The following is a 24247-nucleotide window of genomic DNA, read 5'->3' on the forward strand; positions in this document are numbered from 1 at the left end:
GGTTTCAAGCTTCTGGGCAGGTCACTTACCCCTAATTCGTGAAAGGATACGGTCTACATCATAACTGAAATTCAGTGTCTTTGGTTTGATTGTTTTGCCAAGCTCCCAATCGTTTCGTGCCAATGTTGACCATCAATGATTATTGTTGCTGGCCATTCTTCCAGAAGTGATTTTTGGCTTTCGTCGGAGGAAGATGTTGCCACCTGAAAAACACAAAACTCCGTAATAGCCTCAAACGCATTGTCACACGCCGGACCTTGGCAGATTGTGCCAAGATGCTGGCCGTCAAAATGCAAATCCCAATTGTCTTTTGGGTCCATGCAAAAGACAAACGGTGGCAGGGCTTTTCGCTCATTTTTGCCGGGGCGCTTTCTTTTGATGATTTTGCGGGCCTGTTCCACCACTTTTTCAGGGTCATTGATAACAACCGGACCAGTAGATTGCTGTGAGGTCGGCGATGGCTTTGTGGGGCTTTTTTCGGTCATGTGCTGGTGATGTGCCGTAGCGCCGCCCGATAAGGCGCTAGCGCTGCGTCCACCTCCTTTTTGAGTTGGTTGTTGGATGCGACATGGAAAGCCACGGCCAACGGTGTGGCGGTGGCGATGGTCACGCGGCTGCGTTTGTCGCGCACGGTGGCAATCAACGTGCGCTCCAATCCTTCCCGCTCTGTGAAAGTTTCAAAGCGCCCGCAGGCGGATTCTGTCCAACTGCCTCTCACCAGTTCACACCGCTCACATAGGCCACGCCAGCGGCGATTTGACTAAAGGTCACGGGCAAAACCATGCGCATAGCAATGCCAGCGCTTTGGAACATGGAGCGCACTTCTGCGGGTCCACCGGTCACGGTGGCCGCGTCTGAAACCTGAACGGAACCTGCTTCTGTCACGCCGGTCATTGTCGGGTCAGTGCCGTCCGCGTTCAGCATCACAAGCGTGACATGGCTTGACGTGTCAAACATCGGGCGATCAATGGCCATCGCCATTTTGCTGGCATCCATTGCGATCACATGATCATCGCGCACGTTGTCACTGCTTACAAAGGGCAGGCCGAACAAGTTGCCCGCTTGGATCATTTTCTGGAATGGGAAAATGCCATTTTGGGCATCGAAGTGCATTTCCAGAGCGACCACATTCATGGTGGACACGACCAACAGCGGCTGGCGCGCTCGCATACTTACAAGCTGTTGCCGCAGCCATGTTAGGTCCGCAATAATGTCGCTTGCCGAACCGCCCGCGCTTACTTGTGTCGGGGCGAGGTAAAGCGACCCGGCGGGCCGTAGACCGGCCACACCGATTTCCGTATCCAAAAAGTATTCATCCAAGCCGGTTGCAGCGTCATCAAGGATTGAAGTTCGCACAATCTCCATGATGTGAGGGACAGAGGAACGGGCGATTTCCTCTGAAAACGTGCTGACGATGGCCATTTTGTAGCGCTGCACCACGGACGATCCGTAAACATCCTGCTGCACCGGAATTGTGGCATGCTCAGCCACCCATGCGGGTTTCAATCCGCCCTGACTGGCGCGCTGTGGAATTGTCACGGCGTTGTGGCCTTCAAAGTCAAAGGCACCGGCCATTTCCAGCACTTTGGCAAACACGCTGGTCGGTTGCAGTTCTTTGTAAAAGCCACGGCTTGACGTGCTTGTGAGTTCGTGACCAACCCCGGATGCGGTGGTGCCGTGCGGATCGGTGTTGGCTTTGATCACATGACCGGCGGCGCGGCGGACAAACTCTTGATCATCGGCTGGCCAAATTTCCTCTAGGGTCTTGCGGATCGGCGTTTTGCCGCCCCTGCGGCGTAATTCTGCGGTCAGAGCGCCCACAATTACCTCTGCGCCTTTTGGGTTGCGTTGTGCGATCTTTGGTTTTGCCGGTTGTTTTAGGGTCGCTTCCACCCGCGTGGGGCGCTCCAACATGCGGCGCAAGGTCGATAATTCGGCTTGGATGGCAGGCAAGGTTTTGCGGGCCTTTTCGCCTTCCTCCAGCGCGGCAACACCCGCGTCAAATGCAGCGGCAGCTTTGGCCCTGTCCAGCTCGCTTTCCAACTTGCGCTTTAGGGCGGGGTTTTGGATGTGGTGTGCGGCGCTCATGCTCTAAATCCTTTGATGTTGTCGCGCGCAACGCGGCGGGCTAGCGCGGAATGTTGTGGGTAGTCCTTGCAGAAGTCGGCAAGGCGACGGCGGTAGTGGGAAGCGGTTTCCGCATCTGCGGCGTTGCGCGCTAGGCTAAGTGGTGCGCCGCTTGCGATGGCTTGCCCCAACACTTTCGCGCGGTGTGCGCGAACCCGTTGTGGGAAGTGGTTTTGCAGGCGCGTTCTGATTTCCCAATCGTCCATTTATTCATCCCCTGTGAAATGCGTGACGGCACGGCGTACTTGTTCGGCTGCGCTCAATTCCACCGCGTCAACGGCGTCTATGCGCTGTGGAACCGGTTGCGCTTTGCTTTTTTCCAGCTTGGCAATTTGGTTTTTGATCCGGCTGATTTCCTTTGCGCGGGTTGTGGCCGATTGTTTGAAAAGCCCCACAACCAAAGACATGGTGGCGGGCGTGTTCTCCAACGCTTCTTTGACGCGGGCGCTTTGGTGATCTTCAAAAATCGTCGCGCGTTCTGCCTCGCTCAAATCGGAAATTTGCAATCGTTTGGCTTTGGCCGGCGCAGGGCGAAACGGGTTTAATTGCGTCATGAGAGGCCATCCTTTCGGCGTGTTCTGCGATTGCGTCCGGTTTGTTTACGGCGGTGATTTGTGGCCTCATGGAATTTCACGCGGGCGCGGTAAACGTCATCTGCGTCCCGGTCAAAATCATTGGCTGCTAGCGCCTCCAACATGGCCGCAAGGGTTTCTGTAGGGCGAACCTCTAGATCAGCTTGGCCGCGCATGTGTTCTGCCTCTGAGAGTGCAGCCGCTCCACGTTTGGCGGCGTCCGCGCATAAATCTGCCAATTGCGTATCCTTACCGATGGTCAGGGCCAGTGCTGCAATGCCGTCTGGCGCAGGTAGGGCTTTGGGCTGTTCACCTTGAAAAATCAGAGCGGCGGCGGTGAAGTCATCAATGACGGATTGTGTGGCAGCATGTGCAACGCTGTAGGCTTTGACCTTTTCCACAAATTCCGCAGATAGGCGGTGGCGTTCTGCGGTGGCCAAGTCATCGCCGTTTTGCTCGCGTGTGCTGGCGTCGTACAACCCTTTTCGGGTTTCCCGACCCGCAGGTATCAAGCGCAGAGCGGCGTGAATTGCTGTGGTTATGGTCTGAGTGCCTGACATGGCCTTCCCACTGTTTGCGACGTGGCGCGGTTTCCAACACTTTAAGGAAAAAACTGAAAATTAGTAGAATTTATTTGCTTTGCCATATAATCGTTGTCGCACGTACATCGGCTGGCTTTCAGGGGTTGGCCTCCCTTTAAAGGGATACTTAATCATGGGTGTACGATGGCCCGCCCTCTCTCATCGGCGGGCGGGCTGCTCTTTTTAATTTACCTACCAGATACTTACGGGGCAAAAATTGCTTTCGCCTCTCTCTGTTGGATTGACAGCGTGGGGCGTCACCCAATTAAGGCATATGGATCAAAGGCTTGCGATCCATAGTTATCTACTATGCTGACGGCGTTGATTGCAGCAATTATGCCGTCAATTTTCATATAACCCTGTCCACTCAATAGGTTATCACGCTTCTTTAGTCTGCGGTTTCCACTGGCCAATTCTTCAACCAATAGGTTTTCCACGTTTGAGGCTACAAGGGGACAACCGTTGTGCTGAATAGCGCCGTCAAGCAGGCGGCTTTCCAGAGAGGCAAGCGCAGCCGATAGCTGCCAGTTTTGCGGCACGCTGATAAATTCGCGGCCTGTGACCTCCCGCAATCGCGCGGTAAATCCGGCGCGTCCATGTTCATCGCCGCCAACGTGGTCAGGCTGTGCCTGAGTGATCAGGTCAAAAACTGCATCGTCGCATTGCTCCACGCGATCAAAGATGTGCAGCGTTTTGCTGGCCTGCGCTTCCTCGTAAACTTCCTGCATGGATGATGTTGCCCGCTCAAAACCCGCTGTGGTCAGAAACTGGTGAATGTGGAATTGCAGTGCTTGGGCATTGCCCTGCGGGCGGCGCGCAATTGCAACGGCCATCGGATCATCAACCCCGCCTGCATCAACCCCAACGGCGCAATAACTGGTTTGCACCGGGGTGCCTTTGGCGCAGTTTTTCCATTCGGCATGCAGAACGGTTTCGGCGTTCTCTAGGTTTTCGTTTCGCTCAATCCCAAGCCGCTGACTGAGTGTCAGGCTAAAGCTCTCCAAATCGTCACTTTCGCTGGCCTCCGCAAGCTCTCTGCGCAGTTCATCCGCATCCATTGTGCCTTGCTGAAAATCGGTTCTGAGCGAGGGCATGCCACGCCACCAATGATTGTGGTCAAGCGGATCAAGGTCGGGTCTTTCGCTCATTGGGAACGTAAACAAAAGCGGCAAAAAATCATCGTCCTTTATGGTGCCGTCACGCACTGATTTCGCATAGTTCAACTGGCGTTTAAATTCGCCTTTTGGTGCCAAAACCGGCATTGTCGAGATCGACAACATCTTAAATGATGATCCCCAATTTGCGCCGCCTAGGCGCAATTGATGCACAACGGCGGGGGCGGCGCTTATGTTGGCCAGTTCGTGAGTTTCGTCCAAAATCAGCACGTTAGGACGTTTTCCAACGGCGCTTTGCATGTCGCAGCTTAGGATTTGGATTGTCATGCCGGTGGCGTCGTGGATCAGGCTGCGGCTTTGCGCATTTGTCCGAAACATGGGGCGCAATTCTTCATCGCTTAGAACAGCCTCCAAAACGTGATCAAAGACAATCCTTGCAGTTTGAATTGTCGGAGCAACCACCGCAACCAGACCGCGAGTGTTTATCTTGAGGTTGGCGGACAGCATCACGAACCCCAAGGCAAACGCGGCGATTGAAACCGACTTGCCGCTGCCTTTCCCTAAAATCCAAAGTGAGTTTCGCACTTGGAAGCTGGCGCGCAACGCGTCCTTTTGCCAAGGCAACCAGCATTCCTCCAACCGTAGGCCAGCGACTTGACCCTGCGTCATGCGAAATTTTCCGCAGAGGTGAATGAATTTGTCGGCAAGCTCGGCGTTCTGCAGCAATACCGGCACAAGGCTTTGTGCGTCGGGCGCGTGCATCCAGAGGGGATTGGCCGTGGTGGTTGGGCGGATGTATTTCGGCTGCATGCCCGCCTACAAACCCCAGTTGCTCGATTTCGGCTCTGCGCTTTCGGCGGGCGTTGCCGGCGCGGCAACCTTGCCTTTTCCCAATCCCAATTGTTCGCAAATTTTGTTCAGGCTTGCAGAGTGCCGGACAAGCACTGCACTTGCGGGGTTTTGGCGACCGTTTGAAAACAGCGCGCCGTGCTCTTTGATTGAGTCTTGCGCTTGGCGCGCCGCCATCATGTTGAACAAATACGCTTCCACCAGCCCACTTTTCTGCGGCACCCATATTCCTTGATCCTGCATGTGCGTGATGATCGCATTCCATTCCCTTTCGTAGCTCTGCGGCAGCGACGGTGGCAGGGGCGGCGGCGCGCGGTGCTTTGACTCTGAAACGGTTTGCAGCGTCGTGATACGGGTCTTTTCATCGGTGCGGGTGATAGGCATGGCAAGGCTCCCTTGGCCGCACAAATGCGGCGCAATCTTACGATTTCGGTTGGAAGTGCGTGCCGGGCAGGGCAGGTGCGCGGAAAGCGCCGTCACGCCGCCATGGTATCAATTTGGTAGCGGTAAGCTACGAAAAACGGAAATAGCGGGGGGCTGAAACCGCCCTGACATCGCTTTGACAGCGCTTAGGTGGCCGGGACACCGAAACCGCCAGCGATGCCTAGAGCGTGCTAAAATCGGTTGTTTGGAGCTATTTGGGGGGCATATCTGCCTGCTTTTTGGACCGTGCGAAAAGCTCCATGATTTTGGGATCGGGATTATTGCCCGCTGTGTGTCGCGCCTTGCTCCCCCCGTGCGGTATGCAACCGCCAATTGATGTTTCGACCTCCCCGCCCCCTAAAGCCAACATCCGTTCCCGTTTTTCCCTTGCATGGCGATCAATTGCGCCGCGCTTGGAGTTACATGGCCCGCAGCTTGAACGGAGATTGGAACGGACCCAGAACAATTGATTGTCTTTGGTATGGCGAATGTGATCAACACAAGTTGCAGGCGCGACATAGCAAACTGAGCAGATCGGGTTGTTGGACAAAATTTCTGCCCGCAGTTTGCGCCAGCGGCGCGATCGATACCAACGCTTTCTGATTTGAACATGTGGCGCAAGATTGCGTTCATCGTACCGGCGTTTCATTGGCTATTCTTTCGCTGCTTGCCCCCTTCACCTTTGCAGTTTACCACTGCGCTACCGGTCGGGCTGTTGTTGCCCACATAGGGGCTAGCTCCAAAGTTATCGCACCTTGCCAATCGCACAAAACGCTCAAGTGTCCGCACTTACCTCCGTGGGAATATGAGGCCTCCGCACCCACCTCCGTGGGAATATTGGGTCAGCGCGCGTCTTGCCATCCAAGTTGGACGGCAGTGCCGACTAAGTGCGTTTCAAGAGGCGCGATTTAACTCTGCTTTGAAAGTGTCTGAACACATACGCCGCTTTGTCTTTGGCGGGCCAAAGCCGCGTATGTGTATCTGCTCTTATAAGTGATAGAACCCACAGGGTTGCACTTTAGAACCCACAGGGTTCCATTGATAGAACCCACCGGGTTCCATGCGATAGAACCCACAGGGTTCCATGGCGAGAACCCACCGGGTTCCAGGGACGGGCTGCATTCTTCAAAATACCCACTCATCGCCATAGTCCTTCGCGGCGTCATTTCGGAGCGCCGCTTCAACCTCGGCGGCAAGGTCAAAACGGCCTGCTGCGCGAGCTGCGGCGGGGAAATCAGAGGCAGGTTTTCGCCCCCCCCTATCTGGATGGTCCCATTCAAGCCCCACCGTTGCAATCGTGGCAGCATTTTTCCAAGCGTCCCGCGCCGGTTCCGCCGCACTTACGGTTTTTGGGGGCGGCAGATCTACTTGCTGTTCCGTCAGATTTGACAGGTCCGGCAGGCCAAGGAGGCCATCTCCGCGCAATAAATATCCCTGTTTATGGATGCGCCGCACGTGTTTGCCTGCCACCTGCGGCGTTACCTCCAAAACCTTAGCCAATTGGGAAATAGTGAGAGGACCCAATTCGCCCACATCCACCTCGCGCGGCAGACTGAAAGCAATAGCCCAAACTACATGTTTCTGCGCGTTTGTTAGGCCGGTGCCTCGCCAACTCACAAAAGCGGTTAAACAACGCTGTGACATTGAGCTTTAAGCCTTTCTGTAAGGCGCTGCGGTTGATCAGAAAGGCGGGGCGCGCTAGCATCATGCCCGCTTGCATGCCTTCATTCGATCCAGTGCGGATTTCCAAGTGGGTTTGTGGTTGGAGTGCCGCGCGGTGGTTGGACCGCGCGGCTTTTACCTTTTCGGTTGTAATTCACGCACAGTCTGCTTACGGGCCGTCAACGCTCCCCTCTGCGACCCGTAGCAGATCAGCAAGAACAAGCTGCTGCCATACAGCACCGGGGCATAGCGCAAGCCAGTTCAACACTGTGATAGCCATTGCGTTAAGCAGGGGCTTCCAATCCTCCATCGCGCTTTGAAACTCGGCGTTCTGAGCAAGCATTCGCCAGACCTCTGTTGCCATGAAAAGCGATGCTGTTTGTCGCTCCAAGTCACTCATTTCTCCGATTTTTTTGATCTCGAAAAACCGGTTTTTGATAGGGTCTGCGCCGGACGCCTCCAGAATGCGCGCGATTGGGGCCATGGCTGCATCAATGTGCGCGACGAATGCGTCAAAATGGGCCTCCGCTTCAGGGCAACCCAGACCCTTGTCGTTTTCTGCAATCTCCGCAGCTTCCATGCTGCTTTGTGCTGCGTTGAAGTCTTTCATCATCGCAGAACACATAGCGGGCGGATCATTCAAAGGAGAAAGTTTGGTGGCCTCAATTTGGTCAATGCGGGCCGTCATTTTGGCGGCTTTTGCGCGCATTCTGTCACCTTCCTGCCGCAACCACTCAACAAAGGCCAAAAGCACTTCTTCAGGTATGTTTGCGGGTACTTCGCAGGACACTTTGCCGCTGGCCCATCGCACCTCATACGGGCGCTCTGGTGCGGGAACGCCTGATAGCGAGAGTTCGTGATTTGCCTTGTGCGGTAGGATTTCTGTGATGGTATCAGTCATTGGGTTTGCTCTCCTATCGGTTGGTTGGATTGGTTCATGGCGTGCCACGCGGTTGGGTTCACGGTTTGCACCCATCGCTCTAAGGCCAAGGCAAGCGCCCAAATTAGCGCGCCCAGATTTGTGGGAGCGTCCCCGCTGGCCAACTCTTTGGTGATCCATTGCCAAAGGTCGGCGCACAGGATCAGCGGATCGGCGGCAAGTCTGGCGGGTGACGGATCAGGCGGCATTTGGCGGGCAAACTGGCGCACGCCAATGGTTTCAACACCGGCGGCGGTGATCATGCCTAAAAAGGGTTTCATGCCCTTGTCCAACTCTCGGACAACCTCGCCCAAACGCGTGGTTTTGGTTCCGTCTGATAGGTGCGGCCTGTCCAAGTCAAAGCGGCGCAAGGCGTCGGATGCGGTGACAAAGTGCGGCTTAAATCGGGTGATCAAGTCACCCTTTTCCACACGGATGTTTCTGCGGATTGCTGTGGTCATGCCTGCGCCTCCAGTGGCACCATGATCCGGTGCACCAGCTCGAAAACCGCCACCACGTCGGATACCGTGGACGCCTGTGCGGCGCGGCGTTGAAGGTCGGGCCACAGGAATTTGAACACCGCCCACATGCGCTCATTGGGTGGCAGTTGTAATGCGACTTGGAGAAAAGCGGTCAGGGCTTCCTCTGAGCCGTTTGCGGCCTGTAGGCTATAGGCCATGAGGCGGGCGTGGTCCTCTTGGATCATTCTAACCCCCCGTGCGCTTGCGACGGTGGGCGGCATTCTCTACCAGCTCTGCGGTGATAACGCTGGCAATGTCATCCCATCGGTAACAAATCAGGCCGCCCCACCGGTAATGTGGGGGCATTTTGCCCGCTATTCGGTTGTTGCGGGTTGTTATTGGCCTTTCACGGCGCAGCTCACTCACGTCCGCCTCTGAAATCAGCCGGTTTTCAATCAGCATGTGTGCGGCGGCGGTATTGCCGGACTGCTGCCCAAGGGCGGCAATAAGCTGACTAAGCTGTAATTCCAGCTCAGGTGAAAGGGTGGCGGTGGTCATGCTGGCCTCACAGGTTCAAAATGTCGTGGACGGCTTGCCGGTGGGCTTCATTGGCTGTGCCGCCGTGCCCCTCAGCCGTGATTTGTGCCGCAATGTCAGCCTTGCGGTAGCAAACGAGTTGCCCCCAACGGTGGTGACGGGGCATACGCCCGCGTTTTCGGTTGGTTTGCGTGGTGGCCAGCGCCTCATGTTTGAGCGCGGCCACGTCCTGCTCACGGATTAGGCCGTGGGCGTCTAGGAGGGCCTGAGCGCTTGCTGGCAATGGGGGCGAGGGCAGGCGGTCTACGAGTGTGTCCAGTGCTTGAGCGATTTCAGAACTGGCTGTGATTTGTAGAGCGGTCGGGCGTTGTTCAGCCATTGGTTTGCCCCCCATGGTTGGGGGTCACAAACTGCACCAAGTCACTCATGTAATAGCGGATGTATGTTCCATGGCGGACATGGGCAGGGCCGGTGCCTTGCCTGCGCCAATTGTGCATCGTGGTTGTGGTCACCCCCAAAAACTCTGCGGCGGCGGCACTGTCCAACATGCGGTCACCTGCGGCGACACGTGGTGGTTTTAGGTCATCACTATTGGTCAACAGAATGCCTCCTGTCGTTTGTTTCGCGGGTTAATCTGTCAATTGCTGTGCGTCCCTGCGGTGAGGGTGCAGGGAGCATTAGGGCAAACGGGAATATTTGCCGCAACCCAAAAAATACAGTTTTTTCAGTTATTTAATGTGCATGCTGTGCATGCTGTGCATACGTCTCATACGATGCATAATGTGCACGTCCTATAGTTGCTTAAGTGGCACAAGCATCCCGTCTGGCATGATTTTGGCGGGCGGAACGAATCGAACGGAAACAAAAAACGCGGCACTGGGCCGCGTTGTTCGGAGAGGGCAGGCGGGTGGCCTAAGCCTTGTTTAGAAAATCGTGCACGTCCTCAGCACCTAATTGCACGTAGCGTTGCAGATGCTTGTAGTCTTTATGACCGCTCACCACGGCCATGTGCGGTACCGGCATTTGCAGGCGGGCCAATCGGGTCAAAGCACCATGACGCAAATCGTGAAAATGAAGGTCAACAATGCCCAATTTTTTGCAGGCGCGTGAAAAGGAGGCACTTGCAGACCTAGGATTGAAGGGAAATATTCGGCCCTCAGTTCGGTCACCTACCGCGCGGCGCACAAGGTCCATGGACCCATTTATGAGCGGCACAACTTGGTTGTTGCGGGCTTTGCGTTGGGGGTCTTTCCGCTCACGGATCAAAACCGACTGCTCATTCCAATTCACATCTTCAATTTGGATGCGGCAAATCTCAGACAGACGCATTGCGCTGGACGCTCCAAATTCCACCAGCACGTCCATTGGGATTTGCTGACGGTCATTCTCTGCAAAGAAGGTGCAGAGGCGGCGCAATTCATCATCCGTAGGAATGCGGTTGCGCTCTTTGCTGCGCGTGTCTATCCGCTCCGCCGTCAGTGATTGGCGGGCCTCTTTGGCCAAGTTGGGGTTAATGTCCAAGTTTTTGACCACACGCGCCCACTTGAGGCAGCTACTCAAGTTGGACAAATCATGTGAAAGCGTGGAACCCTGCACACCGTCCGCTTTGCGGCTTTCCACGAACCGCCGCAGAACAATGGCGTCCAGCGCAGTCACAGGCGTGGTGCCAATGCGGTCACTAACACGTGTTAGGTTCACACGCGCCGTCTTGCCCAATTGGACGGATCTTAGATAGGCGTCGATCACGTCAGCCAGCGTCATTGACTTTGGCGGTTGGATTGTGCCAGTGGTGCCACCGCCTTCAATCGCGCGTTCAATATCAACGGCCCATGCCTGTGCATCGCTCTTGCGTGCAAAAGCCTTGTTTTTGCGTATGCCGTTTTTGCGCACTTGCGCACGCCACTTGCCGCTAGGGGTTTTGAAAATTGTTGCCATCGGTGCACTTTCGGTTGCTCTCTCTCTCACTGATATACCCCTGTTTCGGTGTATTTCCAGTGCAAAATCGGTGCACTTTGGCCAAAAATCGGTGCAATATCCATGTCTAAATCATTGAAATATAACGCAAAGCTATCCGTTGCACCTATGATGGATTGGACAGATCGGCATTGTCGCTATCTGCATCGGCTGCTGTCGCGGGACACCTTGCTTTATACTGAGATGGTCACAGCGCCCGCGCTGGTGCGGGGCGGGGCGGTGCATCTGCTGGATTACAATACCGAAGAGCACCCGGTCGCTTTGCAACTTGGCGGCAGTGACCCGGAGGAGTTGGCCGCGGCCACGAAATTGGGCGCAGCTGCGGGCTATGACGAGATCAACCTCAACGTGGGGTGCCCGTCGGATCGGGTACAGTCTGGCACTTTTGGCGCGGTGTTGATGAAAACACCGGAGTTGGTTGCGGACTGTGTGCGGGCCATGCAGGGCGCCACAGATGTCGAGGTCACCGTCAAGTGCCGGATCGGGGTGGATGATCAGGAACCCAAAGAGGTGTTGCCTGACTTTGTAAGTAAGATGCAAGGTGCTGGCATTAAACGAATTTCCATCCATGCGCGTAAAGCGTGGTTGCAAGGGCTGAGCCCCAAGGAAAACCGTGATATCCCACCTTTGGACTATCCGCTGGTTTATCAGATGAAGCGGGATTTTCCGGAGTTGCATCTGTCGATCAACGGCGGCGTCAGCACTTTGGAAGAGGTCAAAGCGCACCTCGCCGAAGGCATGGATGGGGTGATGATTGGCCGGGCCGCCTACCACAACCCCACCGATGTGCTCAGCACCGCGGATCGTGAGATTTACGGCGCTGGAACTGACAGTGATCCGGTGCAGGTGGTACAGCATATGCTGCCTTATATCGAGGCGCATCTCACCAAGGGGGGCAAGCTCAATCAGGTCACGCGGCATATGCTGGGGCTGTTTGCGGGCAAACCCGGGGCGCGGGCCTGGCGGCGGTATCTGTCGGAACATGCGACCAAGCCGGGGGCAGGGCCGGATACCGTTTTGGCGGCCCTGGAAAACGTCACTCAAGCGGCGGCCTGACGCGCCGCACCGAGGTTGCTTGCGCACCGACAGGATTTGGGCTTTATCTCGGCGCAACGCGCGACCCCGGAGAGACTGATGGCCCACGATCCTGCCTTGCTTATTCAAATGCTGCTGTTGTTGCTGGTGATCGGTGGGGTTGCCGGCGTGCTGGCCGGCCTGCTCGGCGTCGGTGGCGGCATCGTTCTGGTGCCAGCGTTTTTCTATGCGTTTCAGGTGCTTGGCTACGATGGGCCACAGTTGATGCAGGTGTGTCTGGCGACCTCGCTGGCGACCATCATCGTGACATCGCTGCGTTCTGTGGCAAGCCATAACAAAAAGGGCGCGGTGGACTGGGACATCCTGCGCACCTGGGCGCCGGGCATTGTTGTGGGCGCTTTCATTGGCGTGCTGGTGGCGGCCAATCTGCGCTCCGTGACGCTACAAATTGTCTTTGGCTGTCTGGCGCTGGTGATTGGCGCCTACATGGGCTTTGGCAAGGCGCATTGGCGGTTGGGGCAGGCGATGCCAACCGGTTTGCCACGATTGATTGTCAGCCCCTGTGTGGGGTTCCTTTCGGTGCTGATGGGCATTGGCGGGGGCAGCTTTGGCGTGCCGTTGATGACGCTGTTTAATGTGCCCATTCACCGCGCCGTGGCGACCGCCGCAGGCTTTGGTGTGACCATCGCCGTGCCTGCGGTGATTGGTTTTCTGTTTATGGAAATTGATCCGGCGACCCGTCCGCCGTTCACAGTTGGGGCGGTCAATATGGTGGCCTTTGGCCTGATCATTGCCATGACGCTTCTGACCGCGCCTTTGGGGGTCAAGCTGGCCCATGCGATGGATCCCAAGCCGCTCAAGCGGGTGTTTGCGGTGTTTTTGACGTTGGTGGCGCTGAACATGCTGCGTAAGGCGGCAGGGCTGTAAAAGGCGATTGTTTCATAACCACATGGTCAGGGTAACCGCACTCCGGGTGCTGGCGCTTTAAGTCTATAAAAGGCACGAATCGACCTTGCGTGGGGTTTGTGTTTGACCCGCTGAGAGGATTTGCCTGGCGCGGTTTTTCAATTTGCCTACTACCACTCACGCGTGTTTTGGGTGTCGGTGCGTGACGTTAAAGTCGCATGGCGGCCGATGAAAAGTAGGTGATACCCTATGTTTCGTTGCGAGGGCGGAAACGCTATGGCCCTTGGCGGTGCATTGTTTCGATCTTGGCATCGCTGCAAAATGTCCCCTTAATTTTCAACGAATTTCTCGGTAAACTTTTGAAAATTCTATTTGGACCAAGGGTGTAAAGCGATGCAGTTACTTTGGATTTTGGGCCTTGCGGTCCTCGGCGGCGCGTTGATCTACGAAATTACGGATGATGACGACGATAGCACGGAGCCGGAAACCAACGACGATCCGACGACCGGTGATCCAACCACAAGCGGTGGTGACACTACAACTGATGGCGGAACCCCAACAACAACTGATGGTGGCGGGACGACCACAGATGGCGGGGACGTGACCGGAGGTCCGGCCGAAACTCCTGTTGACGGCGATCCCATCGTTGGCACGGCGGCTGATGACACTCTGGATGGGACGGAGGATCGCGAACGGATTTCTGCAGATGCCGGCAATGATGTGGTTTCAGGCCTTGGCGGAGATGACACCATTATTGGTGGCGACGGTGAAGATGCGATTGATGGCGGCGAGGGGAATGACAAGATCTCCGGCGGCAACGACGCGGACACCCTCACTGGTGGCGCTGGCGATGACCTGGTGGGCGGCGGCACGTCCGATGACAGCCTGACCGGCGATGCAGGCGCGGACACGTTGTTGGGCGGTTGGGGGGATGACACCCTCGATGGCGGCGACGACGACGACAGCCTTTTGGGTGGTCTGGGCCTTGATTCCTTGTCCGGCGGTTTGGGCAACGACGCTCTTTCTGGCGAAGACGGCAACGACACGCTGGATGGCGGCGAAGGGGATGACAGCCTGCTGGGTGGTGACGGCAACGACAGCCTGATCGGTGGCGAAGGCAATGACTCGCTTTGGGGCGGCAACAGCGATGACACGCTGGAAGGCGGCGAGGGCGACGACCACCTCTCTGGTCAGACCTCTGACGACAGCCTCAACGGTGGCGCAGGCGCGGATACGCTTCTGGGTGGTCGCGGCAACGACACACTGATTGGTGGTGTTGGCGAGGACAGCATGGAAGGTGGCCTTGGCGATGACGTTTTTGTTGGCGTGGAAGATGGCTCTGACGACGAGTCGATCGCAGCCAGTGATGTGCTGGACGCAGACACCATGCGCGGCGGTGACGGCAACGACACCTTTGTCCTCGGCTCCGGCGATGTTGCCGAAGGCGGCGCGGGCGTCGACACCTTTGCCTCCGGGACTTGGGTGGATGCGGACAACCTGCCTGTGATCGAAGACTTTGACGTGGCTGAAGACGTCTTTGCACTGTTGGTGCCGGAAGGCGAGGGCACAGGCGCGGTGACTGTTGATGCCGATGCGGATGCAGGCGAAGGCTGGTTCACGGTCTCTTATGACGGCGTCCCGGTCGCCACCGTCTTTGGCGCGGGCATGACACCGGCCAATGTGTCGGTTGTGGAAACGGACGTGGTGGAAAGTGCTGTTACCACGGATCCAGTCCCTGCTTATGCAGAGCCCACAGTCTAAAGCTACAGTTTAGAAACGAGAAAAGCGCGCTCATTCGGGCGCGCTTTTTGTTTGGGCTGGTGTCTGGATTTAGCGTTTCAGGCGCGCGGTCCTGCCGCCTCGACGTTTCTTCAATCGCGGCGCGCGGGTGGGCAGCTCTTGCATGATCTCGCTGCGTTCTTCCGGCGGCATCTTGGACCAGCGGGTGATTTCATCAATCGTGCGCAAGCATCCGGTGCAGATCCGCTCTTCGGGATGCACAACGCATACTTGAATACAGGGGCTTTCCACTTCGGCGCGTTTCCACACGGTGTCTTTGCTCACGATGCGCTCCCAAGATGGTTCAGACGGTCCAGCACTCCTTGCAGGATATAGGACGCGGCCACATGGTCGATCACCTCTGCGCGACGCTTGCGTGACGTATCCGCCTCCAAAAGCGCTCTTTCAGCTGCGACAGTGGACAAACGCTCGTCCCAAAAGCCGATGGGCGCCTCAACCAAGGCGGACAGGTTGCGGGCAAAGGCGCGGGTGGATTGCGCGCGTGGACCTTCGCTGCCGTCCATGTTCATCGGCAACCCAAGGATGATCCCGCCGATGTTGCGGTCCTGGATGATCTCGATGAGCCGCTGCGCATCCACACCAAATTTCTTGCGCTTCACGGTTTCAATCGGCGTAGCAACAGAGCGGAAGCTGTCGCTGACTGCCACACCAATGGTCTTGGTGCCGAGATCCAACCCCATCAGCGCCTGCATTGGCGGCAAGTGCGGGGCCATTTCTTCGATGCTTTGGTAAATCTCGCTCATTCCAGACCTGCCTGCACCGCGCCCGCACGTACAATCTCAAGCGCGTCTGGTGCCTGTGCAAACACCTGCTGTGCCTCGTCCCAAATCGCCTGCGCGCGTTCCGAATTGCCAAGAACGCCGTAAGCACCGATCAGTCGCGCCCATTCCTGCGGGGTGCCGCCTTCGGTTGCCAAACGATCAGAGAGCTGGTCCACCATGCCCTGGATCATTGCCTGACGGTCCTCAACCGACAGTTCGCCCGCCGCTTCCATGTCTTCGGCTGAAGGGCCGGACAGTCCGTCTGCTGTGTGCGCAGGCACCGGCGCGGGCATTTTGTAGTCAATGCCCGCGTACCAGGCCAATTCGGTGATGGTGGCACGAATGGACGGCACCCAGGGCGCGTCATTGGGGCTTTGGCGCAGCACCTGATCCCAGATGCGGAAGGTCGCGTCCGGACGGCCGGTTTGCCACATCATCAAGCCCAAGTAATAGCGCGCCAGATTGTTGAATGGGTCGAGCTCCAACGCCTTTTTCAGGCTGGCTTCGGCCTCAGGAGAGACATAGTCGCCCGCTGCGGTGATCAGCAAGTTGGCGTGCAGCACATAGTCGCCTGCAGTCGCTTCGTCGCCCTTGATCTCGATAACTTTGGCTTGCGCGGCATAGGCGGCTGGCATGTTGCCCAGATTGGCCTCATTACGCGCCAGCAGCTCTTGGCCCCGCAGGTCCTCAGGGTTCTCTTCCACAGCCGCACGCAGTTTGGCCATCAGCTCCAGGAATTCGTCGCCGGCTTCCGCCGCAGGGCGGGCGGGCACTTTGGTTTCGGCCACGGCCTGTGCATCGCGATTGTCGCGGCGGGCCTGCGCCTCGGCTGCGCGTTCTTGCAGTGGCATATCGCGATAGCCCGGTGCGCCAAGTTTGTAGTAGAGCCCAAAGCTACCGCCCAAAACGACGAGCCCCAAGGCCACCGCCACCACAACAGATTGCTTGCCCTTGCCGGCTGTGCCGCTTTCCGCCTTTTGCATCTGCGCGTCAGCGGCCAGAATGCGCCGGGAAATCTCGGTCTTCATGCGTGCGGCGTCTTCTTCACCAATCACGCCTCGGGCCAAGTCCTTGTCGACCTCTTTGAGCTGGTCGCGATAGACCCGCAAATCATAGGCGGCGGGGTGGTCCTCATCCTCAGCGCGACGTGTCAATGCGAGCGCAAACAAGCCAGCGGTCACGAGGGCTAGGGCAGCTGCAACAATCCAGAAAATCATGTGGCCTCCTAAGTGCTGGACCACATGTAGTGCCGCTGGCAGGCGGCTGAAAGCAAAATCAGCATTCTGACGCGACATGTCGCAACCGGTCCGCAAATAGGCGCTTTAACCACCGTGACCGACTTAGCAAAAAGTTCATAAACTGGGAGAAGTTGCCTCCTATTCGGAATCACGCTCATGAGAAGATATTCAGCCTTTGCCATCGCCCGCGAAGCCGCCCGCTACCACTCGGGCTGGGAACGCGCGTGGCGCTCTCCGGAACCCAAGAAGAAATACGATGTGATCATCGTGGGCGCCGGCGGCCACGGTCTCGCCACTGCATTTTACCTGGGCAAGAATTTTGGCATCACCAATGTCGCGATCATCGAAAAGGGTTGGCTTGGCGGCGGCAATACCGGGCGCAACACCACGATTATCCGGTCAAACTATCTGCAAGACAGCTCCGCCGCGCTCTATGAAAAGGCGCGGTCGCTTTATGAGACCATGTCGCAGGATCTGAACTACAATGTGATGTTCTCTCCGCGTGGCGTGATCATGCTGGCGCAGACCGAACATGAGGTGCGCGGCTATCAGCGCACCGCGCATGCCAACGCGCTGCAGGGTGTGACCACAGAGTTCATCGGGCCGGAGCGTGTGAAAGAGCTGGTGCCGATCATCAACATTGACGGGCCGCGCTATCCCGTGCTCGGCGGCCTCTGGCAGGCGCGTGGCGGCACCGGTCGCCATGATGCGGTGGCCTGGGGATATGCCCGTGCCTGTTCCGACATGGGTATGGATATTATCCAGAAATGTGAGGTGGTTGGCGTGCGATCTGACGGTGGCAATGTCGTTGGCGTCGACACCACCAAAGGCCCCATCGACTGTGACAAGCTTGGCCTTGTGGTGGCTGGCAACTCCGGTGCGTTGGCCAATATGGCGGGCTTCCGGTTGCCGATGGAGTCCGTGGCACTGCAAGCTCTGGTGTCTGAGCCGATTAAGCCTTGCATGGATGTAGTTGTCATGGCCAACACCGTGCACGGGTATATGTCTCAGTCCGACAAAGGCGAGATGGTGATTGGCGGCGGCACCGACGGGTTTAACAATTACACCCAACGCGGCAGCTTCCACCACATCGAGGAAACCGTGCGCGCGCTTTGTGAAACATTCCCAATGGTCAGCCGTCTGAAAATGTTGCGCCAATGGGGCGGCATCGTGGACGTGACCGGCGACCGCTCACCCGTGATTGGCAAGACGCCTCTGGGCAACTGCTTCATCAACGCAGGCTGGGGCACCGGCGGCTTCAAAGCCATCCCGGGCGGCGGCTGGGCCACGGCTGAGTTGATCGCCAAAGGCGAGCCGGGTCCGTTGGCGGCTGAGTTCGGCATGGAGCGATTTATCGAAGGCCGGTTTATTGATGAGAGCGTTGCGGCGGGGGTAGCGCATTGATGGGCTCGGAATGGGAATACGTCTATTTTTCACAGAGTATCGCCTCTGTACTTAAGGCGTCCAACTTATCGTGGGATGAGTTTTGGCCAGAGTTGAAAGCTGCGGCGCAGGCTGGTGAAAGTACCGAAGTACTTACCAATGCGATTGACTTTGCCTTTGATGCAGAGACTCGAAAGTTCAAGGTTGCGGTCGAGTTTGGCGCAAAGGAAACAGTTTGGCTGACTGAAAAAGAGTTTGCTCAAGAAGTTCCTAAATACGTTAAGGGAGGCCCAAAATCTGATGATTAATTTTGGACCTCTCAGTCTCGTTCGCCCGGCAACGCCGGGCCGTGCCCGACCCTCCCCACGGGAGGGCGCTTTCAGCACCCACCCAGGTTCAGGCGCGACCCTTTCCTATGGACTAATCCCAATGACTGCCGGAGTTGCGATCATAGTCCAGTGGGGAGCCTTGGCGTTTGCCGCTGTCTTTGCGACGTGTGCCACGCCAGCCAAAGTAAAAGGCTCCGACAATCAGCAAAGCTGCTGGAAGTATCTGAAAAATCGGTTTCATGGCTTCAACCTAAGCGCGCAAACCGTTAATTCCAAGGAGTTCGCACAATGCTAACCCTTCAATGCCCCTATTGCGGCGTCTGGGCCGAGGAAACCGAGCTTCACGCCGAAGGTGAGGCCCATCTGAAACGCTATGGTCCAGGTTCTGATGACGCGGACTTCGAGAGCTATCTCTTCATGCGCGAAAACCCCAAAGGCGTGCATTTTGAGCGCTGGCGGCACGCATCGGGCTGCGGCAAATTCTTCCACGCCGCGCGCTGCACCATGACGCTGGAGGTTTTTGGCACCTATTCCGCGCAGACGCTGGAGCCGCCACAAGACATCAAAGACAAGATCTCGGCCAAACAACCCGGTTGGTCGTGGAGGGACTTCTCATGAGCACACGTCTGACCACCGGCGGGCGCCTGTTGAACAAATCCAAACAGGTGACATTCTCCTTTAACGGCAAGCAGTTCACTGGCTTTGAGGGCGACACGCTGGCCTCCGCATTGTTGGCTAACGACCAGATGCTGATGGGCCGTTCGTTCAAATATCACCGGCCACGCGGTGTTGTGGCCTCAGGTGCGGAAGAGCCCAATGCGCTCATGAACCTTGGCAAGGGCGGCAAGTTTGAGCCCAACCAACGCGCCACCACCACTGAGCTTTATGACGGGCTGACCTGCACATCACAGAACCACTGGCCTTCGCTGGAATTCGACGTGGGCGTGGTCAACAACTACGCCGCCCGCGCTCTGCCAGCAGGGTTCTACTACAAAACTTTCATGGCCCCCGCAGCGGCGTGGAAACATGTGTTTGAACCGATTGTGCGGCACTCGGCCGGTTTGGGCAAAGCACCCAAAGACCGCGATGCGGACCGCTATGAGCATTTCTACGCCTTCTTTGACGTGGTGGTTGTTGGCGGCGGTGTTGCTGGCCTGATGGCGGCCAAGGCCGCTGGCCAAGCCGGTGCCAAAGTGCTGCTGATGGAACAAACCGCCCATTGGGGTGGCCGCGCACCGGTGGATGGTGGCAAGGTTGATGGCGTGAAAGTCGATGACTTCATCGACGCCACCGTGGCCGAGCTTGAGGCGATGGACAACGTCACGCTGCGCAGCCGCATGATGGGGGCAGGGGTCTATGATCACGGCTACATCCTTGGCTACGAGCGCCTGACCGACCACGCGCCGCTTTTGGATGGTCCACGCCACCGCCTGTGGCGCATCCGTGCCAAACAGATTGTGACCGCGACCGGCGCCATCGAACGTCCTCTGTCCTTTGCAGGTAACGACATCCCCGGCGTGATGCTCGCGAGTGCGATGCGTGACTACATCGTCAACCACGGCGTGAGCTCCGGTGACCGTGTGGTGGTTGTGGCCAACAACGACGATGCCTACCGCACCGCCTTTACACTCAAGATCCACGGTCTCGATGTGCCGGTGATTTTGGACTCTCGTCCAAACGGTGGCGGCCCGCTGGCCGATGCCGCACGGGAGCAGGGTTTCCGCGTGGAAAACGGCAAAGGCATTGCCAAGGTCAAAGGCGGCAAGCGCGTGACTGGCGTGGCGATCTGTGCCCAAGCGGGCGAGGGCGCCGTGCTGGAAGAGATCGCCTGTGATGCGGTGGCTATGTCCGGCGGCTGGTCGCCGGTGGTGCACCTTTGGTCCCACTGTGGCGGTAAGCTGATCTGGGACGAGGCGCAGGCGCATTTCCGCCCCGATCCGGATCGTGCGCCAACCAGCCATGATGGCAAACCATTTGTCTCCACAGCGGGCACCGCCAGCGGCCCGCTCAAGCTGGATGAGGTTCTGGTAGATGGTTTGAAAGCAGGTAAAGCTGCGGCAGAGGCGGCTGGCTTTGCCGTCTCAGCTGCTGAAGCGCCCAAAGGCGAGGTGCACGACGAAGCGCTGCTGCAAGCCTGCTGGCTGATGCCGCAAGGCGCGGGGCCAAAACTGCGCATGAAAGCCTGGCTGGACTATCAGAACGACGTGAAAGTGTCGGACGTCAAACTGGCCGCGCAGGAAGGCTACGAAAGTGTGGAGCACACCAAGCGTTATACCACGCTGGGTATGGCGACGGATCAAGGTAAGTTGAGTAACATCAACGGCTTGGCGGTTCTTTCTGATGCGCTCAATCAGCCCATTCCGGCCACGGGTACGACAACCTTCCGTCCGCCGTACACGCCGATCTCCATGGGCGCGATCGCGGGCGAAGCGCGTGACGAAGTGTTCCAACCGCTGCGCCGCACCCCAATCCACGACTGGCACGAGGCCAATGACGCGTTCTTTGAACCAGTGGGCCACTGGCGGCGTCCCTATTGCTTCCCGCGCGGCAGTGAAAGCCACGCCGACGCGGTCAGTCGTGAAATCCGGCAAACCCGCGACAGCGTCGGTCTGCTGGACGCGTCCACGCTTGGTAAAATCATCGTCAAAGGTCCAGATGCGGGCAAATTCCTCGACATGATGTACACCAACATGATGTCGACGCTGAAGCCTGGCAAATGCCGCTATGGCTTGATGTGCAACGAAAACGGCTTCCTGATTGATGATGGCGTTGTGGCGCGTATCGATGAGGACACCTTCCTGTGTCACACCACCACCGGCGGCGCCGAGCGTATTCACGGCTGGATGGAAGATTGGCTGCAATGTGAATGGTGGGACTGGCAGGTCTACACCGCCAACGTTACCGAGCAATATGCGCAGATTGCTGTGGTCGGCCCAAATGCTCGAAAGGTGATCGAGAAGCTCGGCGGTGAGATGGATGTCTCCAAAGAGGGCCTCGCCTTCATGGAATGGAAAGACGGCAAGATCGGCGACTTTGACGCCCGCGCGTACCGCATTTCCTTCTCTGGCGAGCTGTCTTACGAAATCGCGGTGCCAGCTTCCCAAGGCCGCGCCTTCTGGGATGCGCTGCTGGAGGCTGGCAAAGAGTTCAACATCATGCCGTACGGCACTGAAGCGCTGCACGTGATGCGGGCCGAAAAGGGCTTCATCATGATTGGCGACGAAACCGACGGCACCGTGATCCCACAGGATCTCAACATGCAGTGGGCGATCTCCAAGAAGAAAGAAGACTTCCTGGGCAAACGTGCACAGATGCGCGACCACATGGCTTCTGAGGATCGCTGGAAATTGGCGGGTTTCGAAACCGAAGACGGCTCCGTCATTCCGGATGGGGCTTACATCGTGAACCATGGCACCAACGCCAACGGCCAACGCAACGTGCAGGGGCGTGTGACCTCGACCTACTATTCGCCAACGCTAGACCGTGGCATCGCCATGGGCCTGATCCATGGCGGAATGAAACGCCTGGGCGATGTGGTGGAGTTCAACAAAGTGGACGGCAGCACAGTGAAGGCCAAAGTGGTCGATCCGGTGTTTTATGACAAAGACGGGGAGAAGCAGAATGTCTAAGGCTGTGAGCGCCCTGGATGGCGTAACGTTCGAAGGCTTTGCCAAGGTCGAAGAAACCGGCTTGCGCGGCATGATCACAGTGCGCGGCGATCTGGCGTCTAAAGAGGTGGCGGAAGCTGTGAAAGCGGCAACCGGTGCGGAGATGCCTGGGCTGCGCAAGGTGACTTCTGGAGGCAAGGGCGCAGTAGCGTGGATGTCGCCTGACGAGCTCTTGGTTGTTGTTGACTATGATGCGGCCAACGCGGCCGTCGCCACTATGACCGACGCTCTCAAAGGCACGCATGCGCTGGTGGCCAACGTGTCGGATGCCCGCGCTGTGTTCCACCTGTCAGGCGACAGCAGCCGAGATGTGCTCGCCAAACTGGCGCCGGTGGATTTTGCCAAAGACGCTTTTGGCTCCGGTGACATCCGCCGCTCCCGGATCGCGCAGGTACCGGCAGCAGTGTGGGGTAACGCGGATGGCAGCTTTGAAGTCATCTGCTTCCGCTCTGTGGCGCAGTATGTCTTTGATGTGCTCAAGGTCTCTGCGCAGCCGGGCGGCGAAGTGGGCTTTCACTAAGCGCCGGTCTCTGCCAGACTGCAAAGAATACCAACCAGATGGCGCTTTGGTGCCATCTGCGACCGCTTTGCCCTTGACCTCACGCACCATTCGCCCACATGTGTCTGGCAAAGATAACTCGCGCAACAGAAGAGGATGCTGCAATGGCTTTTCAACTCCCTGATCTTCCTTACGCCCACGACGCTCTGGCCGACAAAGGCATGTCCGCAGAGACGCTGGAATTCCACCACGACCTGCACCACAACGCCTATGTGACCAACGGCAACGCTGCCATCGCCGGCACCGAGTGGGAAGGCAAAACGCTGGAAGAGATCATCGTTGGCACCTATGACGCCAACGCGGTTGCGCAAAACGGCATCTTCAACAACATCTCCCAGCTGTGGAACCACAACCAGTTCTGGGAAATGATGGGCCCAGGCGCAAACGCGATGCCAGGCGAGCTGGAAAAAGCGCTGATTGAGTCCTTCGGCTCCGTTGACGAATTCAAATCCCAGTTCTCCGCCGCAGGCGCAGGTCAGTTTGGTTCCGGCTGGTGCTGGTTGGTGAAGAACGCAGACGGTTCCCTGGCAGTGACCAAGACCGAAAACGGCGTGAACCCACTGTGCTTCAACCAAACCGCGCTTCTGGGTTGTGACGTGTGGGAGCACTCCTACTACATCGACTTCCGCAACAAGCGCCCGGTCTACCTGACCAACTTCCTGGACAACCTGGTGAACTGGGAAAACGTAGCCTCCCGGATGTAATCCGTGACCTAAATCCAATAAGAAAGCCCGCCAATTGGCGGGCTTTTTTGTTTTTGGGTAGATTCTGGGCTTAACCAAACGCGCGATCCAGGATCGCTTCCATCTGAGCCACATCATCCGCCACGTGGATGAAATCTTTCAAGCTTTGCTCCGCGAACCCTTGTGCGATCACATGGTCCAGCAATCCTACCAGCGGGTCCCAGAAGCCGTTCACATTCAGCACCACAATCGGCTTTTCATGCAGGCCAAGCTGTCGCCACGTCAGCACTTCGAAGAATTCGTCCAATGAGCCTGCGCCGCCGGGCAGAACAACAATGGCGTCGCAATTCATGAACATGACCTTTTTGCGCTCGTGCATGTTTTCGGTCACGATGAAGTTGGTCAGGTCGCGCTTGCCCACCTCCCATTCCAACAGGTGGGTGGGGATCACGCCAAAGGTATCGGCGCCTGCAGCCTGCGCCGCATTGGCAACAGCACCCATCAAACCGACGTCGCCAGCGCCGTACACCAGACGCCAGTTTTTGTCGCCAAACCGCGCGCCAAAGGCCTCCGCGGCTTCCTTATAGGCTGCATCGCCGCCAAAACGTGAACCACAAAAGACACAGATCGAGCGTGTGGTCATGAAATTCTCCAATATGTTCAAA

Annotated in this window: 30 protein-coding genes; 9 read left to right on the forward strand and 21 right to left on the reverse strand. The window is 57.3% G+C overall.

Annotation, left to right across the window (positions count from 1 at the left end; all coding sequences use genetic code 11):
* Window positions 1-71: 71 nt before the first annotated feature.
* From SIB92_RS03480 to SIB92_RS03555, 16 genes are all read right to left on the reverse strand, one after another.
* Window positions 72-485 carry a hypothetical protein gene (locus tag SIB92_RS03480; protein WP_412554503.1) on the reverse strand — a complete coding sequence of 138 codons (414 nt, stop codon included), beginning with the start codon at window positions 483-485 and terminating at the stop codon, window positions 72-74.
* Window positions 482-718: a hypothetical protein gene (locus tag SIB92_RS03485; RefSeq protein ID WP_412554504.1), complete on the reverse strand. Its 237-nt coding sequence runs from the start codon at window positions 716-718 to the stop codon at window positions 482-484. Before SIB92_RS03485 ends, SIB92_RS03480 begins: the two co-directional genes overlap by 4 nt.
* On the reverse strand, window positions 715-2088 hold the full coding sequence (locus tag SIB92_RS03490) for a hypothetical protein (protein WP_412554505.1): 1374 nt from the start codon (window positions 2086-2088) through the stop codon (window positions 715-717). The genes SIB92_RS03485 and SIB92_RS03490 overlap by 4 nt, the downstream gene beginning before the upstream one ends.
* Window positions 2085-2333, reverse strand: coding sequence for a hypothetical protein (locus tag SIB92_RS03495; protein ID WP_412554506.1), 249 nt, complete (start codon window positions 2331-2333; stop codon window positions 2085-2087). Before SIB92_RS03495 ends, SIB92_RS03490 begins: the two co-directional genes overlap by 4 nt.
* Window positions 2334-2681 (reverse strand): hypothetical protein, encoded by a 348-nt coding sequence (locus tag SIB92_RS03500; RefSeq protein WP_412554507.1) that lies wholly within the window; start codon window positions 2679-2681, stop codon window positions 2334-2336.
* On the reverse strand, window positions 2678-3259 hold the full coding sequence (locus SIB92_RS03505) for a hypothetical protein (RefSeq protein WP_412554508.1): 582 nt from the start codon (window positions 3257-3259) through the stop codon (window positions 2678-2680). Before SIB92_RS03505 ends, SIB92_RS03500 begins: the two co-directional genes overlap by 4 nt.
* A 278-nt stretch (window positions 3260-3537) precedes the next feature.
* Window positions 3538-5205, reverse strand: a complete 1668-nt coding sequence (locus SIB92_RS03510; RefSeq protein ID WP_412554509.1) for a terminase TerL endonuclease subunit — start codon at window positions 5203-5205, stop codon at window positions 3538-3540.
* Between the two features lie 6 nt (window positions 5206-5211).
* Complete coding sequence (locus SIB92_RS03515) at window positions 5212-5628, reverse strand: P27 family phage terminase small subunit (RefSeq protein ID WP_412554510.1); 417 nt, start codon at window positions 5626-5628, stop codon at window positions 5212-5214.
* A gap of 1164 nt (window positions 5629-6792) precedes the next feature.
* Window positions 6793-7200, reverse strand: a complete 408-nt coding sequence (locus tag SIB92_RS03520) for a hypothetical protein (RefSeq protein ID WP_412554511.1) — start codon at window positions 7198-7200, stop codon at window positions 6793-6795.
* 298 nt (window positions 7201-7498) lie between these two features.
* Window positions 7499-8230 (reverse strand): hypothetical protein, encoded by a 732-nt coding sequence (locus SIB92_RS03525; RefSeq protein ID WP_412554512.1) that lies wholly within the window; start codon window positions 8228-8230, stop codon window positions 7499-7501.
* Window positions 8227-8709 carry a hypothetical protein gene (locus tag SIB92_RS03530; RefSeq protein ID WP_412554513.1) on the reverse strand — a complete coding sequence of 161 codons (483 nt, stop codon included), beginning with the start codon at window positions 8707-8709 and terminating at the stop codon, window positions 8227-8229. The genes SIB92_RS03525 and SIB92_RS03530 overlap by 4 nt, the downstream gene beginning before the upstream one ends.
* Window positions 8706-8954 (reverse strand): hypothetical protein, encoded by a 249-nt coding sequence (locus SIB92_RS03535; RefSeq protein ID WP_412554514.1) that lies wholly within the window; start codon window positions 8952-8954, stop codon window positions 8706-8708. The genes SIB92_RS03530 and SIB92_RS03535 overlap by 4 nt, the downstream gene beginning before the upstream one ends.
* Before the next feature lies 1 nt (window position 8955).
* The gene (locus SIB92_RS03540) at window positions 8956-9267 is read right to left on the reverse strand and encodes a hypothetical protein (protein ID WP_412554515.1); all 312 of its coding nucleotides are present in this window, start codon (window positions 9265-9267) and stop codon (window positions 8956-8958) included.
* A gap of 7 nt (window positions 9268-9274) precedes the next feature.
* Window positions 9275-9625 (reverse strand): hypothetical protein, encoded by a 351-nt coding sequence (locus tag SIB92_RS03545; RefSeq protein ID WP_412554516.1) that lies wholly within the window; start codon window positions 9623-9625, stop codon window positions 9275-9277.
* Window positions 9618-9845: a helix-turn-helix domain-containing protein gene (locus tag SIB92_RS03550; protein WP_412554517.1), complete on the reverse strand. Its 228-nt coding sequence runs from the start codon at window positions 9843-9845 to the stop codon at window positions 9618-9620. The genes SIB92_RS03545 and SIB92_RS03550 overlap by 8 nt, the downstream gene beginning before the upstream one ends.
* A gap of 313 nt (window positions 9846-10158) precedes the next feature.
* Window positions 10159-10866 carry a tyrosine-type recombinase/integrase gene (locus SIB92_RS03555; RefSeq protein WP_412554518.1) on the reverse strand — a complete coding sequence of 236 codons (708 nt, stop codon included), beginning with the start codon at window positions 10864-10866 and terminating at the stop codon, window positions 10159-10161.
* Between the two features lie 417 nt (window positions 10867-11283).
* Between SIB92_RS03555 and dusA the strand changes: the two genes are divergently transcribed.
* From dusA to SIB92_RS03570, 3 genes are all read left to right on the forward strand, one after another.
* Window positions 11284-12276, forward strand: coding sequence for a tRNA dihydrouridine(20/20a) synthase DusA (dusA, locus tag SIB92_RS03560; protein ID WP_412554519.1), 993 nt, complete (start codon window positions 11284-11286; stop codon window positions 12274-12276).
* A gap of 78 nt (window positions 12277-12354) precedes the next feature.
* Window positions 12355-13182 (forward strand): sulfite exporter TauE/SafE family protein, encoded by an 828-nt coding sequence (locus SIB92_RS03565; protein WP_412554520.1) that lies wholly within the window; start codon window positions 12355-12357, stop codon window positions 13180-13182.
* A gap of 372 nt (window positions 13183-13554) precedes the next feature.
* Entirely contained in the window at window positions 13555-14922 is a 1368-nt protein-coding gene (locus tag SIB92_RS03570) for a calcium-binding protein (RefSeq protein ID WP_412554521.1), read from the forward strand.
* Window positions 14923-14991: 69 nt separating this feature from the next.
* Here the strand turns inward: SIB92_RS03570 and SIB92_RS03575 are convergent, their stop codons facing one another.
* The 3 genes from SIB92_RS03575 to ccmI are packed head-to-tail and all read right to left on the reverse strand — an operon-like array spanning window position 14992 to window position 16939.
* Window positions 14992-15225 carry a DUF1289 domain-containing protein gene (locus SIB92_RS03575; RefSeq protein ID WP_412554522.1) on the reverse strand — a complete coding sequence of 78 codons (234 nt, stop codon included), beginning with the start codon at window positions 15223-15225 and terminating at the stop codon, window positions 14992-14994.
* On the reverse strand, window positions 15222-15704 hold the full coding sequence (gene ruvX, locus SIB92_RS03580) for a Holliday junction resolvase RuvX (protein WP_412554523.1): 483 nt from the start codon (window positions 15702-15704) through the stop codon (window positions 15222-15224). The genes SIB92_RS03575 and ruvX overlap by 4 nt, the downstream gene beginning before the upstream one ends.
* On the reverse strand, window positions 15701-16939 hold the full coding sequence (gene ccmI / locus SIB92_RS03585; protein ID WP_412554524.1) for a c-type cytochrome biogenesis protein CcmI: 1239 nt from the start codon (window positions 16937-16939) through the stop codon (window positions 15701-15703). The genes ruvX and ccmI overlap by 4 nt, the downstream gene beginning before the upstream one ends.
* 177 nt (window positions 16940-17116) lie before the next feature.
* Here ccmI and SIB92_RS03590 point away from each other — a divergent pair, with 177 nt between their 5' ends.
* Together SIB92_RS03590 and SIB92_RS03595 are read left to right on the forward strand one after the other, a co-directional pair.
* Entirely contained in the window at window positions 17117-18364 is a 1248-nt protein-coding gene (locus SIB92_RS03590) for a sarcosine oxidase subunit beta family protein (RefSeq protein ID WP_412554525.1), read from the forward strand.
* Window positions 18364-18651 carry a hypothetical protein gene (locus tag SIB92_RS03595; RefSeq protein WP_412554526.1) on the forward strand — a complete coding sequence of 96 codons (288 nt, stop codon included), beginning with the start codon at window positions 18364-18366 and terminating at the stop codon, window positions 18649-18651. The genes SIB92_RS03590 and SIB92_RS03595 overlap by 1 nt, the downstream gene beginning before the upstream one ends.
* Window positions 18652-18763: 112 nt before the next feature.
* Here SIB92_RS03595 and SIB92_RS03600 read toward each other — a convergent pair whose 3' ends face one another.
* Complete coding sequence (locus tag SIB92_RS03600) at window positions 18764-18913, reverse strand: hypothetical protein (protein WP_412554527.1); 150 nt, start codon at window positions 18911-18913, stop codon at window positions 18764-18766.
* Window positions 18914-18960: 47 nt separating this feature from the next.
* Here SIB92_RS03600 and SIB92_RS03605 point away from each other — a divergent pair, with 47 nt between their 5' ends.
* The 4 genes from SIB92_RS03605 to SIB92_RS03620 all read left to right on the forward strand — a co-directional run bounded on the left by SIB92_RS03605 (window position 18961) and on the right by SIB92_RS03620 (window position 23603).
* Window positions 18961-19290 carry a sarcosine oxidase subunit delta gene (locus tag SIB92_RS03605; RefSeq protein WP_412554528.1) on the forward strand — a complete coding sequence of 110 codons (330 nt, stop codon included), beginning with the start codon at window positions 18961-18963 and terminating at the stop codon, window positions 19288-19290.
* Entirely contained in the window at window positions 19287-22301 is a 3015-nt protein-coding gene (locus SIB92_RS03610) for a sarcosine oxidase subunit alpha family protein (protein WP_412554529.1), read from the forward strand. The genes SIB92_RS03605 and SIB92_RS03610 overlap by 4 nt, the downstream gene beginning before the upstream one ends.
* Entirely contained in the window at window positions 22294-22860 is a 567-nt protein-coding gene (locus SIB92_RS03615; RefSeq protein ID WP_412554530.1) for a sarcosine oxidase subunit gamma, read from the forward strand. Before SIB92_RS03610 ends, SIB92_RS03615 begins: the two co-directional genes overlap by 8 nt.
* Before the next feature lie 143 nt (window positions 22861-23003).
* Window positions 23004-23603, forward strand: coding sequence for a superoxide dismutase (locus SIB92_RS03620; RefSeq protein WP_412554531.1), 600 nt, complete (start codon window positions 23004-23006; stop codon window positions 23601-23603).
* Window positions 23604-23673: 70 nt separating this feature from the next.
* Here the strand turns inward: SIB92_RS03620 and SIB92_RS03625 are convergent, their stop codons facing one another.
* A complete protein-coding gene (locus tag SIB92_RS03625; protein ID WP_412554532.1) occupies window positions 23674-24225 on the reverse strand; it encodes a TIGR00730 family Rossman fold protein in 552 nt (183 codons plus the stop codon).
* Window positions 24226-24247 lie beyond the last annotated feature (22 nt).

Source organism: Shimia sp. MIT1388 (genome assembly GCF_047124445.1).
Lineage (GTDB): Bacteria > Pseudomonadota > Alphaproteobacteria > Rhodobacterales > Rhodobacteraceae > Shimia.

Excerpts from the sequence above, each read along its gene's own strand:
- ccmI (WP_412554524.1), bottom strand. The coding sequence starts at position 16,939 with ATGATTTTCTGGATTGTTGCAGCTGCCCTAGCCCTCGTGACCGCTGGC.
- SIB92_RS03620 (WP_412554531.1), top strand. The coding sequence starts at position 23,004 with ATGGCTTTTCAACTCCCTGATCTTCCTTACGCCCACGACGCTCTGGCC.
- SIB92_RS03535 (WP_412554514.1), bottom strand. The coding sequence starts at position 8,954 with ATGATCCAAGAGGACCACGCCCGCCTCATGGCCTATAGCCTACAGGCC.
- SIB92_RS03615 (WP_412554530.1), top strand. The coding sequence starts at position 22,294 with ATGTCTAAGGCTGTGAGCGCCCTGGATGGCGTAACGTTCGAAGGCTTT.
- SIB92_RS03525 (WP_412554512.1), bottom strand. The coding sequence starts at position 8,230 with ATGACTGATACCATCACAGAAATCCTACCGCACAAGGCAAATCACGAA.
- SIB92_RS03590 (WP_412554525.1), top strand. The coding sequence starts at position 17,117 with ATGAGAAGATATTCAGCCTTTGCCATCGCCCGCGAAGCCGCCCGCTAC.
- SIB92_RS03540 (WP_412554515.1), bottom strand. The coding sequence starts at position 9,267 with ATGACCACCGCCACCCTTTCACCTGAGCTGGAATTACAGCTTAGTCAG.
- SIB92_RS03610 (WP_412554529.1), top strand. The coding sequence starts at position 19,287 with ATGAGCACACGTCTGACCACCGGCGGGCGCCTGTTGAACAAATCCAAA.
- ruvX (WP_412554523.1), bottom strand. The coding sequence starts at position 15,704 with ATGAGCGAGATTTACCAAAGCATCGAAGAAATGGCCCCGCACTTGCCG.
- SIB92_RS03480 (WP_412554503.1), bottom strand. The coding sequence starts at position 485 with ATGACCGAAAAAAGCCCCACAAAGCCATCGCCGACCTCACAGCAATCT.
- SIB92_RS03565 (WP_412554520.1), top strand. The coding sequence starts at position 12,355 with ATGGCCCACGATCCTGCCTTGCTTATTCAAATGCTGCTGTTGTTGCTG.
- SIB92_RS03570 (WP_412554521.1), top strand. The coding sequence starts at position 13,555 with ATGCAGTTACTTTGGATTTTGGGCCTTGCGGTCCTCGGCGGCGCGTTG.
- SIB92_RS03545 (WP_412554516.1), bottom strand. The coding sequence starts at position 9,625 with ATGGCTGAACAACGCCCGACCGCTCTACAAATCACAGCCAGTTCTGAA.
- SIB92_RS03505 (WP_412554508.1), bottom strand. The coding sequence starts at position 3,259 with ATGTCAGGCACTCAGACCATAACCACAGCAATTCACGCCGCTCTGCGC.
- SIB92_RS03595 (WP_412554526.1), top strand. The coding sequence starts at position 18,364 with ATGGGCTCGGAATGGGAATACGTCTATTTTTCACAGAGTATCGCCTCT.
- dusA (WP_412554519.1), top strand. The coding sequence starts at position 11,284 with ATGTCTAAATCATTGAAATATAACGCAAAGCTATCCGTTGCACCTATG.
- SIB92_RS03490 (WP_412554505.1), bottom strand. The coding sequence starts at position 2,088 with ATGAGCGCCGCACACCACATCCAAAACCCCGCCCTAAAGCGCAAGTTG.
- SIB92_RS03510 (WP_412554509.1), bottom strand. The coding sequence starts at position 5,205 with ATGCAGCCGAAATACATCCGCCCAACCACCACGGCCAATCCCCTCTGG.
- SIB92_RS03515 (WP_412554510.1), bottom strand. The coding sequence starts at position 5,628 with ATGCCTATCACCCGCACCGATGAAAAGACCCGTATCACGACGCTGCAA.
- SIB92_RS03495 (WP_412554506.1), bottom strand. The coding sequence starts at position 2,333 with ATGGACGATTGGGAAATCAGAACGCGCCTGCAAAACCACTTCCCACAA.
- SIB92_RS03600 (WP_412554527.1), bottom strand. The coding sequence starts at position 18,913 with ATGAAACCGATTTTTCAGATACTTCCAGCAGCTTTGCTGATTGTCGGA.
- SIB92_RS03500 (WP_412554507.1), bottom strand. The coding sequence starts at position 2,681 with ATGACGCAATTAAACCCGTTTCGCCCTGCGCCGGCCAAAGCCAAACGA.
- SIB92_RS03625 (WP_412554532.1), bottom strand. The coding sequence starts at position 24,225 with ATGACCACACGCTCGATCTGTGTCTTTTGTGGTTCACGTTTTGGCGGC.
- SIB92_RS03605 (WP_412554528.1), top strand. The coding sequence starts at position 18,961 with ATGCTAACCCTTCAATGCCCCTATTGCGGCGTCTGGGCCGAGGAAACC.
- SIB92_RS03530 (WP_412554513.1), bottom strand. The coding sequence starts at position 8,709 with ATGACCACAGCAATCCGCAGAAACATCCGTGTGGAAAAGGGTGACTTG.